Origin of the sequence: Lactobacillus sp. ESL0230 (assembly GCF_003692805.1) — a bacterium.
GTDB lineage: Bacteria > Bacillota > Bacilli > Lactobacillales > Lactobacillaceae > Lactobacillus > Lactobacillus bombicola.
In genome coordinates, this window is the sequence record NZ_REHI01000006.1 from 473,697 (window position 1) to 487,264 (window position 13,568).

General features: G+C 32.3%; 14 protein-coding genes. 4 read left to right on the top strand and 10 right to left on the bottom strand.

All coding sequences use genetic code 11. The features are described from left to right. Nucleotides 1-25: 25 nt before the first annotated feature. Both lepB and F5ESL0230_RS03980 read left to right on the top strand, forming a co-directional pair. Nucleotides 26-604, top strand: coding sequence for a signal peptidase I (lepB, locus tag F5ESL0230_RS03975; protein WP_122021679.1), 579 nt, complete (start codon nucleotides 26-28; stop codon nucleotides 602-604). Between the two features lie 48 nt (nucleotides 605-652). Beyond that, nucleotides 653-844: an LBP_cg2779 family protein gene (locus tag F5ESL0230_RS03980; RefSeq protein ID WP_118896502.1), complete on the top strand. Its 192-nt coding sequence runs from the start codon at nucleotides 653-655 to the stop codon at nucleotides 842-844. Between the two features lie 70 nt (nucleotides 845-914). Here the strand turns inward: F5ESL0230_RS03980 and F5ESL0230_RS03985 are convergent, their stop codons facing one another. The 8 genes from F5ESL0230_RS03985 to F5ESL0230_RS04020 all read right to left on the bottom strand — a co-directional run bounded on the left by F5ESL0230_RS03985 (nucleotide 915) and on the right by F5ESL0230_RS04020 (nucleotide 8,684). Further along, nucleotides 915-1,745: a hypothetical protein gene (locus F5ESL0230_RS03985; protein WP_122021680.1), complete on the bottom strand. Its 831-nt coding sequence runs from the start codon at nucleotides 1,743-1,745 to the stop codon at nucleotides 915-917. Beyond that, complete coding sequence (locus F5ESL0230_RS03990; RefSeq protein ID WP_122021681.1) at nucleotides 1,745-2,449, bottom strand: ABC transporter ATP-binding protein; 705 nt, start codon at nucleotides 2,447-2,449, stop codon at nucleotides 1,745-1,747. The genes F5ESL0230_RS03985 and F5ESL0230_RS03990 overlap by 1 nt, the downstream gene beginning before the upstream one ends. Before the next feature lie 2 nt (nucleotides 2,450-2,451). Further along, on the bottom strand, nucleotides 2,452-2,811 hold the full coding sequence (locus tag F5ESL0230_RS03995; RefSeq protein WP_122021682.1) for a GntR family transcriptional regulator: 360 nt from the start codon (nucleotides 2,809-2,811) through the stop codon (nucleotides 2,452-2,454). A 599-nt stretch (nucleotides 2,812-3,410) separates the two neighbouring features. Then, the gene (pepT, locus tag F5ESL0230_RS04000; RefSeq protein WP_122021683.1) at nucleotides 3,411-4,652 is read right to left on the bottom strand and encodes a peptidase T; all 1,242 of its coding nucleotides are present in this window, start codon (nucleotides 4,650-4,652) and stop codon (nucleotides 3,411-3,413) included. 12 nt (nucleotides 4,653-4,664) lie between these two features. Then, nucleotides 4,665-5,462 carry a Nif3-like dinuclear metal center hexameric protein gene (locus F5ESL0230_RS04005; protein WP_122021684.1) on the bottom strand — a complete coding sequence of 266 codons (798 nt, stop codon included), beginning with the start codon at nucleotides 5,460-5,462 and terminating at the stop codon, nucleotides 4,665-4,667. Next, complete coding sequence (locus tag F5ESL0230_RS04010) at nucleotides 5,449-6,138, bottom strand: class I SAM-dependent methyltransferase (RefSeq protein ID WP_122021685.1); 690 nt, start codon at nucleotides 6,136-6,138, stop codon at nucleotides 5,449-5,451. The genes F5ESL0230_RS04005 and F5ESL0230_RS04010 overlap by 14 nt, the downstream gene beginning before the upstream one ends. Nucleotides 6,139-6,316: 178 nt before the next feature. Further along, the gene (locus F5ESL0230_RS04015) at nucleotides 6,317-7,819 is read right to left on the bottom strand and encodes a hypothetical protein (protein ID WP_122021686.1); all 1,503 of its coding nucleotides are present in this window, start codon (nucleotides 7,817-7,819) and stop codon (nucleotides 6,317-6,319) included. A gap of 1 nt (nucleotide 7,820) precedes the next feature. Next, on the bottom strand, nucleotides 7,821-8,684 hold the full coding sequence (locus F5ESL0230_RS04020; protein WP_122021687.1) for an ABC transporter ATP-binding protein: 864 nt from the start codon (nucleotides 8,682-8,684) through the stop codon (nucleotides 7,821-7,823). A gap of 205 nt (nucleotides 8,685-8,889) precedes the next feature. On the opposite strand from F5ESL0230_RS04020, the gene F5ESL0230_RS04025 reads away from it, so the two are divergent. Next, nucleotides 8,890-9,330, top strand: a complete 441-nt coding sequence (locus F5ESL0230_RS04025; protein ID WP_122021688.1) for an 8-oxo-dGTP diphosphatase — start codon at nucleotides 8,890-8,892, stop codon at nucleotides 9,328-9,330. Nucleotides 9,331-9,347: 17 nt separating this feature from the next. After that, on the top strand, nucleotides 9,348-10,544 hold the full coding sequence (locus F5ESL0230_RS04030) for a CPBP family intramembrane glutamic endopeptidase (RefSeq protein ID WP_122021689.1): 1,197 nt from the start codon (nucleotides 9,348-9,350) through the stop codon (nucleotides 10,542-10,544). Between the two features lie 90 nt (nucleotides 10,545-10,634). On the opposite strand, the gene rpoD is transcribed toward F5ESL0230_RS04030, so the two are convergent. After that, nucleotides 10,635-11,756 carry an RNA polymerase sigma factor RpoD gene (gene rpoD, locus F5ESL0230_RS04035; protein WP_122021690.1) on the bottom strand — a complete coding sequence of 374 codons (1,122 nt, stop codon included), beginning with the start codon at nucleotides 11,754-11,756 and terminating at the stop codon, nucleotides 10,635-10,637. Nucleotides 11,757-11,770: 14 nt separating this feature from the next. Then, entirely contained in the window at nucleotides 11,771-13,561 is a 1,791-nt protein-coding gene (gene dnaG, locus F5ESL0230_RS04040) for a DNA primase (RefSeq protein WP_122021691.1), read from the bottom strand. Between the last annotated feature and the right edge of the window lie 7 nt (nucleotides 13,562-13,568).

Genomic DNA, 13,568 nt, shown 5'->3' on the forward strand with positions numbered 1-13,568 from the left:
TAATGGAATATAAGGAGAATATTTTATGGCAAAAAAGATAGTAAATAAACAAGACGAGCAGGAAGAAAGTTGGGGAAAGTTCCTTTTAGATGTTGTAGTAATGATGGCAATTATTCTTGGAATTTTTTACCTACTATTTAATTTTGTACTTTCAAATGATCGTGTATCGGGACCATCGATGCAGCCAACTTTTGAAAATAATGAGCGGTTAATCTCAACGCGCCATTTCACCCCAAAAAGAAATGATGTTGTGGTTTTACTTGCGCCGAAAGCTGCTAACGACGCACCTGGAGCTTTATATATTAAACGTGTAATTGGTCTACCTGGAGATACTTTGGTTTCCAAAAATGATAAAATGTACATTAATGGTAAGCTTTTGAAAGAACCCTACTTAGAAAATTCTTTCAAAAAAGCAGCTAATGATGCTGGGCAAACTTATACCAGTAACTTTACTTATAAAGTACCCCAGGGCTATTATTTTGTTTTGGGTGATCACCGCGATATTTCTAAGGATTCTCATATATTTGGACCAGTTAAACGTAGTAATCTTGTAAGTAAAGTAGTATTACGTTATTGGCCATTTAATCGAATCCAAACTTTTTAGGTTATTTTAATTTTTTTAGCAAAATAAATTCTAGAGGAGCAATTTATTATGAATCAACAACTAGAAGAATTATCCGATGCAATTATTAATTATCAAGTTAAACACCATGTAACTGATACTGATTTAGCTTTTGCTAGTCATTTATCAGTAGAAAAAATTCATTCTATGAAAACTGGTAAAGGTGAATTTACAGCTGAAGAAATTAGTCAGTTGTATGACTATTTGGCTGCTAGTCATTAAAAAAACAAATTAAAGTAAAAACCATCAAGTTAAGCCTTGATGGTTTTTACTTTTAATAATTATTAAATAGTTACTTTTTCTCAATTGCTTCAAAGTAATGTTGCATTAAGAAAACGTTAACGATTAGGAAAAATAGATTCAAAATTAGTAAAACCAAAATGATTAATAAAGAACTTTTATCATCTACCATAAAGCCGGAAAAAATATTGTTCATTTTAATTAAACTACTAATTTTTACTAACAGCCACGCAATTAACCAAATTATGGCTAACCGAATAATACTTGATACTCCTCTGCCTGATACGTAGGGCAGGAAGTTCATAATTGCCCGACTCGTGAAATTTAAAAAGCTAATGATAAGATAAGTTAGTAAGGCAAACAAGATCATAATTGTGATGAAAATTAATGTTTTATCAAAAATATTATATAAATCGCCAAGACGGGAATTCGTATATTTATTTAACTCATTAAGTGTAACTGCAACATTTGTTCGAACTTGAGGACTAATTACGTAATAAATACCACTAAATATGGCTACGGTTACTAGTTCAAGTAATTTAAAGTAAACCATGGTGACAAATGAACTTAAGATATTACTAATGTAAAATAAACTATCGTTAATTGGTGTGAGCCGCCAGGTTTGGCTAAGATTGATTTTTTCATTTATAAAACAAATAATAATATAAAAAGCAAAAGTTGAAAAAATCATAATAGTGCCATATATAGAAAGTAATTTAATCATAAAAGTATCTAATACAGAACCATTATAAGAGTAAGCATCATACCTACTAGAGAAAAAAGTAATGGCAATTGAACCAATGAACTCGATTAACAGGATTAAATACAAATTTTTAGTTTTTTGTTTAAATTGCTGGCTAAATAAACTTTTAAAAATTGACATTATTCATCCTCCTTTAAGTAAAGCCCTTCATAATATTCCTCAATACTCAGATTATTTGCTCTAATTGCTTCAGTTGATTGATGTGTAAGCACCGTTTTATCTTTAATAACGACAACTTCATCAAGCATGGTCGCAATTTCGTTAACAAAATGATCGGAAATCAAAATTGTCGCTTGATCAGCCTTCCAGAGAATAATTGAGTTAATTATTTTTTTGCGAGCCATTGCATCTATCCCTGAAAATGGTTCATCTAACAAATATAAATCGGCTTTACGTGAAAAAGTCAATGCAATAATTAATTTTTCACGCATCCCTTTTGAAAGATGAGATAGGCGCATATTAAGATCAAGTTTCATAAAACTTCTTAATTGATTAAATTGCTCGTCATCAAAATCGGTATAAATAACTTGATAAAAATGCACAATATCCTGGATTTTCGTTGATTCACCAAACCCGGTTAACCCATCAGTAAATGATAAATGCGCTTTTCTCATAGCTTCTTTAGTTTCATTAAGAAGTGTAACACTACCTTGATAGTTTTTAGCCATTCCAGCAATGATACGCATCAAAGTAGTCTTGCCTGCCCCATTTTCACCTAAAAGCGCCACAATTTTTCCTGGTTGTAACTCTAAGTTAATTTTATCCAAGATGATTTTTTGGTTCTTTTTATAGGTTAAATCTTTAATTTCTAAAAGATTATCCATATTTATTCTCCTATTAGATAATTTGATAAAATAACACTAATTTGATCATCAGCTACTCCCAAAGCATTCATACTTTGAACAAACTTTTCTAATTCAGCCTTAATCAATTTAGCCTTTGTCTGTTCAAGTAAAGCAGTATCTTCGGTGACAAAATTGCCTTCGCCTCTTTTAGTGAACAAAATACCCTCAGCATTCATTTGTTGTAAAGCTCTTTGAACAGTATTAACGTTGACCGTTAACTCAACCGCTAATTCTCTTACAGAAGGTATTTTATGACCAGGCTGTAATTTACCAGTAATAATTTGCCGATAAAGGTACTGTTTGATTTGGAGATAAATAGGTATATTGTCCTTAAATTCCACTAGCACACCATCCTTTATACACTGTATTATATTTCTATTACACGATCATATCGTAAATTGTTAATTTATGCAATATTTATGTTTTTTCATATTATTAACTACTTTTACCTAACAAAGACATGGCTACGACAAACTGGTAAACTTTTCAATAATAGTAATTCTGAAAAATAAAGCCTAATTTTTTTATAAAAGCTGGCCAGCTGCGTCAGCAGCTATTTGTGATTATTAACATAAATTTGGCCGCTAAAAGCTAGATCAAGCAAAGTGATTTTAGATGATATCCTTTCATTAGTATTTTTAAATTTTCTATATTAAGTATCATTAGATTAATACCCTATTATTCTATAGCCACTTAAAAAGGCTTCAACTTTTTTTAATAAGTTTTTCGTTGTTTCACGACTATGAAATTTATTTACTTAAGGCAAAAAAATACCCACAAAGCCATCTAAAACAATGTTTCTGTGAGTAAATTTATTTTTTTATAATAGATGTGTATAATTAGCTGATTTTAAAAAACAGCCAATTATACCTGGTATAAAAGCTTTTTAAAAAATTAATCATCTTATTAAAAAAGTGTGATTAGCTATAATTTTGTTTCACTATTTGTTATTTGTCACATTTAATTCAACCATTTTTACCATAACGTCAACTGCCTTGTACATTGATTCTAAAACTGTGTACTCGTAGCGTCCATGCATGTTTTCTTGTCCAGCAAAAATATTAGGACATGGCAGACCCATATAAGTTAACTGAGACCCATCAGTGCCACCGCGAACCGGATCTTCATTAATTGATAATCCTTCACTGCGATAAGCTTCACGAGCTAAATTAATAATATCCATACGTTTAGCTAATTCATCCGCCATATTATAATATTGATCCCACATTTTTAACTTGATTCGTTCAGTACCAAATGCTTCATTCATTTTATGAACAAGCGATTTGACTAATGCTTTTCGTTCTTCTAGCCCTTCGCGCTCAAAGTCGCGAATGATATAGTCCATATGGGCATTATCAACCGTTCCGGTTAAATTCATCAAATGGAAGAATCCTTGTCGCCCATCAGTCTTTTCTGGAACCTCATCTGCTGGCAATTGATTTTGAAAATCAATTGCGATTTGAAGTGCATTAACCATTTGTCCTTTGGCTACTGCTGGATGAACGTTCACTCCTTGAATATCAAGCCCAAATTGGGCAGCAGAAAAAGTGCCCCAATCAAGTTTTCCTGGTGCTTCACCATCAACGGTAAAAGCAAAATCAGCTCCAAATTCTGTTACATCAAAATGCCCTGCTCCAGTGCCAATTTCTTCATCTGGCGTAAAAGCTAAACGAATCTTGCCATGCTTAATTTCTGGATGGGTTAAAAGATATTCTGCTAAAGTTACTATTTCTGCTACCCCACATTTATCATCGCCCCCCAGTAAAGTATCACCGGAAGTGGTAATAATAGTTTGCCCCTTATAATTTGCAAGATGGGGAAAAACTGCGGGATCAAGGTAAAATTCGGAATTTCCTAATTTTATTTTTGATTTGCCATCATAGTTTTCATGAATTTGCGGTTTGACATTTTCGGAATTGAAGTCTGCCGTATCACAATGAGCTAAAAAGCCCATTGTTGGAACTTTAAAATCAATATTAGCGGGTATTTCAGCGATTACACAGCCGGAATTTTGGTTATAATGAACATCGCTTAGACCTAATTCTTCTAAGTCCTTGATAATTACTTCTTTTTGAAAATCTTCTTCACGTTTAGTTGAGGGGAAACGATCAGCATGCTCGTCTGATCGTGAATTGACTTGCACATATTTTAAAAATCTTGGCAGTAAGTTTGGATATTCCATAATTCTCCTTTATTAAAATAAATCTTGAAATGGATTAGTTGAAACAGTAGACTTTTCCACTTGTAGGTCCCAATTGTTTTCTTTATTCCATTGAGTTAACTTTTGATACATTTTATCTTTAAATAGTTTTTCTGTATAGTGACCAGGATCAATAACTGTTAATCCTGAAGAAATTATATCATGACCGGTGTGATAATAGACGTCACCAGTAATAAATGCGTCAATTTTTTCTGCAACCGCCTGGTGCCAGAACTTGCTACCATCGCCACAAATAAAACTCACAGATGAAATCATCTTATTAGAATCAGCAGTTATTAACCGTACCATCTTAACTTTCATTTTAGCTTTAACATAATACGCAAAATCGTGTGCTGATAATGGGTGTGGTAATTTTCCTTTACGGCCAATGGCTATACCATCAGCATCAAAACAGAAAGGTTTAACATCAATTAAACCTAGTTCTGTTGCCTGCCAATCGCTAGAACCGTCTTGTGCCTTATCAGAATTAGTGTGAATTGAATAGACAGCAATTCCGTGAGCAATAATTTTGCCATACATTTCATTTTGTGGATCAGCAAAATTAAGATTAATAACAGGTCGAAATATAACCGGATGATGACTAATAATTAAATTAACTCCCCTTTGAATTGCCTCATCTACTACTTCTGGTCGCACATCAAGAGTAGTCATTACTTTATTTACTTCTCGATCAAGTGAACCAATCTGCAGTCCTACGGGGTCACCTTTACTAGCAATTTCTTCAGGAAAGTGTTGGCAAAGAGTGGTGACAATATCTTTAACTTTGGTCATTTAATTCTCCTTCAATTAACTCGATTTCTTGTTCTACTTTTTTGATACGCAAGGAATCCTTTTGTTTAGCCTTATTTAAATTATCTAAAAGCCGCTCATGATAATGTAACTGGTCTTGCCACTTTTGGTAAAAGACTGGATTTTTTTCTTTAATAATTATTGGTCCAAAAAATAACTGTGCCTGAGTTAATGTTTCTAACTTAGCTACTTTTTTAGCCTTAATTAGTTCATAAATATGACCTGCTTCAGCAATAATTTGTTCAGCTTGAATATGATAAGAGTGCTTAATTAGCCATTTTCGTACCCCATACTCACCAATATTTGGCGCTAAAATTAGCGTATCAAAACTTAAACCATTTTCCCAAGAAGTAGTTAAAATTTGGGTCATGAGTTTGCCCCCCATACCAGCGATTACCACAGTATCAATCTGATCTTCTTTATTAACTGTGTCAAGTCCTGCACCTAGGCGTGGTTCAATTTTTTCTGCAAGTCCGGCTTCAATAATATCTTGCTTTGCATTTGCTAGGGGACCTGATGCAATGTCACTAGCAATGGCAAAATCAATTTTACCTGATTTAACTAATTCAATTGGTAAATAAGCATGATCAGTACCAATGTCGGCAACCCGACTACCTGTATCTACCATATTGGCTAAAGTATTTAAACGTAAATTCACTTTTTCCCCTACTTTCTACATACTGAAATTTTAGCATATTACTTAAGCTGGTTTAAGAATTAAATGTTTTTGAAAATTGGTGTCTTGAATAAAATTTAGCTTTACCAAAAAGCTTCATTTTGAGTTTAATTCAAAATGAAGCTAATAAAGAACAATTTAATATGAATACTTATACCAATTATTTAATTAACTGCTTTAAGCTACACTTTATTAAAAATAAAACTAGGGTTACACCAAGATATACTAAGCAGACAGATGGATTTAGTTTATTTATGGGTAACAAGTTAGTAATTCCATTTAGGTAGATAAAACAAAAAATGACCATTAAAAAAATAAACATGCGGTTACCCTTGGTAATTAATCCTAAAACTTGTGCTAGCATGCAAATCATAATGCTAAAACATACTAGTAACAAAGCAGTATAACTTGACTTTAGCATGAAAGGTAAAAACAAGATTAGTGTAAATGTTAAACTAGCTACATATTCAAAAAATTGTTGCTTATTTTGTGCTTTAGGAATCGTCATCAGCCATTGATAGAAACTAAATTGAGTAATTTGTGAACCTAAATTACTCAATAATGGTAATTCTGTTAATAAGATTAAAGGTAAAATTATTAATTGCTTTATGGCTAATGAACTAAGCCATGCTGTTAACCACAAAATAATTAATGCAAGTTTATTATAAATAGATAGTGGTCTCCATAATAAAGCAAATGAAGTTTTTAATAAACTACTACTAGCCGATTTTGAATTGATTGTTTTCAATTTATGATGGTCGTGAACTAAGTTAATAGGGATGGAATTTTTACGAATTTTATTTGAGTATTTGTGCGGAGAAAAAATAAAACCTGCTAAAATTAGCATTACAATGCAAATTATGAGCTGAATAATAAAAATTAGTAGATCTTGCTGAGTAAATTTAATCGGTAAAAAAAATAAAGTCTGCTTTCCTGTTTCTTTAAAATTTCCTGAACTAAGTAGCATTGTTTGCTTTAATGGTTGCCCTACGGTCTTAACGCAAGTATCTTGAATCATTTTGAATAAATAGGAGCTACCAGATGGATTAATTATCTTTAAAAAAAAGGAATTATAATTTTCGATACTAACTCCATAACAAATTAATGAAAAAAAGCTAACAAGAATTATTCCTAGAATACCTCTTAGAAAAGGAACAATTTCTGTAAATATCGCAAGCGTCGAAATTATGAAAATACCAGGTAATAAAGTTAAAAATGGCGTTAAGAACTGATAAAAGTCAATAAATTTCCCTGGAAACTGTAAAATCACCATTATAATTGTCGCTAATATGATAACAATCCAGAGAATAAATAAAAGTAAACAATTCGCCAAGAATTTTCCACCAATGTACTTAATTTTAGAAAAGGAAACTGACGCCATTAAAACATTAGTATGATTTTGATCATCAATTCCAATTGTATTTTTTAAAAACAGGTAACTAATAATTGGTAAAAACAAGCCTAATACTAACACCACACTAACTGGAACCCAACTAGGATTGCTTGCTTGAATAAATAAATTCGGCTCAAGTACAAATACCTTAATTGGACCCTTAATTCTTGGATATCCAATAACAGCTGCGATTAAGGCCAAAATTATTAGAGCCCAATATGACAAGCGTCGACTTCGTTCTAAAAATGTAGCTTTAACAATTCTAGTCAAACTAATCACCGCTTTCTAAGATAGCCAGACTGGCATCTTCTAAGCGTGGTGTTACATTAACAGCTTCTGCATTAGGTTTAGATTGAGAGATTACTCTAATATGAACACCATCAATTTCTTGCGTAATAGAACTAACATTTTCTAGTTGATTAAGAACCTGATTAACTGGAGCAGTATATTCCCAAACTGAATTTGTTACTCTCTGTAAAAGTCCTTCCGGTGAACCTGTATATAAAATTTGCCCCTCTTTCAAAACAATAATTTTAGAAGCAACTGCTTCTATATCAGAAATAATGTGAGTTGATAAAATAACAATATGATTAACAGCCATTTCTGCCAAAACATTCCTAATAGTTACTCTTTCTAATGGATCTAATCCGACTGTAGGTTCATCAACAATAATTACTTTTGGATCACCTAGTAATGTGGCGGCTATACCTACTCTTTGTCGCATACCGCCAGAAAAGTCGGCCAATTTTGTATTTTTTGCATTAATCAAATGAAATTTAGTTAGTAAATTTTCAATATTACTTCGTGCTTGCTTTTTAGAAATACCTTTAAGAGCCGCAATGTATTGCAAATATTCAATTGCAGTTAAATGAGGATAATATGGAACTTGCTGTGGTAAATATCCTAATGAAATTCGCATCTTTTTGGGATATTTAACAATGTCTACTCCATCTAAAAATATGCTTCCTTTTTCAGGTTGCAAAATAGTTGATATTATCCGCAATAAAGTTGATTTCCCAGCGCCATTAGGACCAATTAGTCCAATGAGCCCACCTGAATGTAAGTTAAGGTTAATGTTATCAAGTATTAGCCTTTGACCAAACTTTAATGATACGTTTTTGATATCTAATTCCATAGTTAATTCCCCTAAAAGTGTAAACTTTAATATCATTTATATATTGTATTACTATACTATTATAGTACAAAAATAAACAAAAAAGACCAGATTTTTAATAAAGTTATTGACTGTAAGTAAATTAATGTATTGTAAATTTACCTAGTTAATCTTTCATCTTTTTTATATAATAAATTCAATAAAAAGATGAAAGAAGTTATACGGAATGGATAGAACTGAAAGAGTAACATTAACAAATATGTGTATGATTGAAAATAAGCAAAAAATATTAGTGATTAATCGTAACGATCCAACGTGGCCTGGACTCACCTTTCCCGGCGGACATGTTGAAGCGCATGAATCATTTCACGACTCGGTCATCCGAGAGATTAAAGAAGAAACTAATTTAACAATTAAGAAGCCACATTTAGTGGGAATTAAACAGTTTTATGACGATAATAATAATCGCTATATCGTCTTTTTTTATATTGCTACAAAGTTTAGTGGGCAGCTAAAAGCATCAAAAGAAGGAGAGTTGATCTGGATGACCAAAAAAGAATTGCAACAAGAAAAGCTTGCCTATAACTTTGACCGCGATTTAAAAGTTTATTTTAATAATGATATTGATGAACATCTACTTGATGGCAAGCGTGATGAACTGTTTTAAGTCTAGAAAGGTTTCTAATGGTTACAGAGAAAAAAATAAGAAGTTGGCACCTACTGCAGACCTTATTACAATTGCTACTTGTAATATTTAGTTTAATTTATAGTTTATTTATTCATGCTGGTGGGATTACTACTTTTAAAGCATTTATTTTGATAATTTTGATTAGTTTACAGTTTTCAGTATTAAATAAAAATGTAAATAGTAAGTTAATTCAATGCAATTATTATTTTCAGGCAATTAGTATCACTAGTACCCCAATTTTTTTCTTTACTTTTGTAAATGATCTTTTAATTAAGTATACAAATGAGACTATAACAACATTTGTTTTGTGTCTTATTACAATTTATAAAATTTTTATGTTTATTCCTATGGGCGAATTGGCTATGGGAAATGTTCAGAATAAATGGGGACGTTTTTGTTTACTATGGTTTATATATTTGATTATCGAAATAGAATCTACTTATCCTATTCCCACTAACCCTTTTTTAAAGGCTTGTACCAATAGTGCAATTATTGGTAGTTTAAGTTTTGTTGTTACTACATGGTTTGTGATGAAAAAATGGGGATTTGTTACTCCTAATTTTAAGTTTAGTTCAAGAGTTTCAAAGGTAATTTTGAGTATTCTAATTATTTTTATTGTCATAGATTGTCTGTTTAATGGTTTTAATGATGCCAATTCATTGAACAGTATTCTTACTAACTGGAATTTTAGGGTAGCTTCAAATAGTAATCTTTTATATTTAACTTTAAATGCTTTTGCTGCTGGAATTGGTGAAGAATGGATGATGCGCTTTTGCATTTTAAGTTTTTTATTGAAGTTACTCCAAAATTCTAGTAGGCAAATCTTTTGGGCAATATTTCTTGATGGCTTAATTTTTGGTCTAATTCATTTTTTAAATACTCCTGTTCAACCATTATCAGCTACTATTTTGCAAGTGATTAATGCAATGACAGTAGGTATACTATTTTCAGCACTCTATTTATACACTGGTACAATTATTAGCAATATCGCATACCACTTCTTATATGATTTAGCGGGGATGATTGCGTCTGGGAGTATTTCGATGTTAAGTCCTACAATATTTGACTGGCAATTATTAATTTTTATAGTTTTAATTTATCTCGGCCTTGCTTTGTTTCTAGTTACAGGTAAACGTAAAAAAGTTGTCGAATATAATTTGAATCTTCAAGGATTAAATAAAAAGGCATTTTAAATTTATAAGAGAAAAAGTTAAAATTAAGATAAAGCAAAAAAGCTTCACTTCGTACAATAAACGAAGTGAAACTTTTTGTATAGTATAAAGTTAATCCAAAAAATCACGTAACTGATTGGAACGACTAGGATGACGCAATTTCCGTAAAGCCTTGGCTTCAATTTGGCGAATACGTTCACGAGTAACACCAAACACTTTACCGACTTCTTCTAAAGTTCTAGTTCGGCCGTCATCAAGACCAAAACGTAAGCGTAAAACATTCTCTTCACGATCAGTAAGTGTATCTAAAACTTCTTCTAACTGCTCTTTCAACATTTCATATGAAGCATGTTGTTCTGGACTAGTTGCATCTTTATCTTTAATAAAGTCACCAAGATGAGAATCGTCTTCTTCACCAATTGGTGTTTCGAGTGAAACTGGTTCTTGAGCAATCTTAAGGATATCACGTACCTTAGAAGTTGGCATATCCATTTCGGCACCAATTTCTTCAGGAGTTGGTTCACGTCCTAAATCTTGCAATAGCTGTCTTTGAATTCTGATCAATTTGTTGATTGTTTCTACCATATGAACCGGAATTCTAATTGTCCGTGCTTGATCTGCAATTGCCCGGGTGATGGCTTGCCTTATCCACCAGGTCGCATAAGTTGAAAACTTGAAACCGAGGCTATAATCAAATTTATCTACAGCTTTCATTAACCCCATGTTACCTTCTTGAATTAAATCAAGAAAAGACATACCACGACCAACATATCGTTTAGCAATTGAGACAACCAGACGTAAGTTAGCTTCAGCTAATTCTTGTTTGGCTTCTTCGTCACCTTTTTCAATTCTTTTAGCTAAAGAAATCTCTTGATCGGCGTTTAAAAGTGGTACACGACCAATTTCTTTTAAATACATCCGCACAGGATCATTCATCCTCACGCTTGATGGAGCCGACATATCTTTTAGTTCGGCTTTTTCAATGTCTTTTTGTTTCTTTAAAGCTAATTTAGAAGGATCGCCATTCTCATCGACAATACTAATACCGTTGTCTTCAAATTCCTGAATTAATTGATCGACAGCCTTATTTTGTAAATCATAAGGCTTAACTAGGCGATCTACAAATTCAGTTTCAGTAATCGATTTATCTTTTTTTACGTCTTTGACAACTTGCTTAACAACTTTGTCTAAAGACAATTCTTCATTATTATTGGTATTTTTATTTTCTGTCAAAATAAAGCCCCCCTTTAACCCTGAATTCTTTTTAACTCTAAAATTTTCTGAGTAATTGTCATTATTTCTTTAGTGTCCGTCTTTCTTTTGGCATCTTGCAATTCATTCATTAAGTGATGCAATTGCGTACGAATTTCTCGCATTTTTAATGCATCAATTTGCTCATCAATTTCTTGATCTGAAAAATCCTGGGGCATGTCTGTCATTTCGGTATTAACTATTATACCTTGAAGTTGACTTGGAATAAAATTTAAGAAACTATTGACGGATGGATTTTCTTGTTCTTCACTAAAACTTAACCATAATTCCGCTAATCTTTGAAAAGCCTCATCTGGAAATAAAAATTTTCTATTTAATAAATAATCGCGTGCATGAGTAGAATGAATGAATAAATATAATAAACGCACTTGAATCGGATCAATTGCGGTCTCTTGAATCGATTTAATTGGAGGCATTTGCCTACTTTGATCAAACCCACTATTTTCTTTACGACGTTGAGCAATATTAAATTGACGTCTATAGCGTGCTAAGGTCGCTTTTAAAGAATCAAAAGAGACATTTTGCTCGCGCGCTATTTTATCTAAATATAAATCTTGTTCAACGGGATTAGTTAATTTAGCAATTGCTTTAACTGCTTCATCAATATATGCTAATTTTTCGCGGTCATTATCTAAATTATATTTTTTAGCCAAGCGTTTCAAGAAAAAGTCAGTTGGTGTCAATGCCCCCTTAACTTCTTTAGTATAATTTTCTGCGCCATATTTTTTTATATATTCATCTGGGTCTAATTTTTCCGGTAATATTACAATACCTAGATTAAATCCACCAGCTTGAGCAAACATTTTAACTGCACGATCTTCCGCATGAATGCCAGCCTCGTCGCCATCGTAATTAATAATAATATTTTTAGTAATTCTACGAATCATATAAAGTTGCTGATCGGTAAGACTTGTTCCCATAGAAGCAATTCCTGACTTTATCCCGGCTTGATAGGCTGCAATTACATCCATATATCCTTCATATAAAACTAAATGGTTTTCATCACGAACGGCTTTTTTGGCCTCAGCAAAATGAAAGAGTACCTTTGATTTTGCAAAAATTTTTGTTTCTGGGCTATTAATATATTTTGCTTCAGTTTTGTCATTAGCAATTCTTCTTCCCGAAAAACCAATGACATAACTACCCTCATTTGCAATCGGAAACATTAACCGGTCACGAAAACGATCAAGCAGGCTGCCATTTTTTGTCTGAACGAATAAGCCACTTTTTAACAAGTCACTATCTTGAAAATCACGTCCTCTTAAGTAAGTCAAAAGTAAGTCGTTTTGCCGGGGCGCATAGCCAATTTTAAAATGGTCAATTATTTTCGCATCTAGTTTTCGCTGCTTGGCATATTCAAGTCCACGTCTTCCTGCATTCGTTGAAACTAGTACACGTTGATAAAATTTTGCTGCTTGCTCATTTATTTTAATTAAAATATTAGAGTTTTCTGCTCTAGCATGGGTTACGTCCCCAATATCAATATGCGCAAAATCCGCTGCCTTTTGAACACTTTCCGGGAAAGTCAAACCATCCTTTTCCATTAAGAAGGTAAAAACATTACCGCCTTTACCGCAACCAAAACATTTAAAGAATTGTTTACCCTCGTTAACGGTAAAGGAAGGAGTTTTTTCTTGGTGAAAAGGACACAGGCCAATATAATCTTTACCTTTTTTTTCAAGTGATACATATTGGCTGATAACGTTCACAATATTGATATTTTCTCGTACTTTAGCAATTGTTTGCTCAGGTATTAATCCAGCCACTTCATCA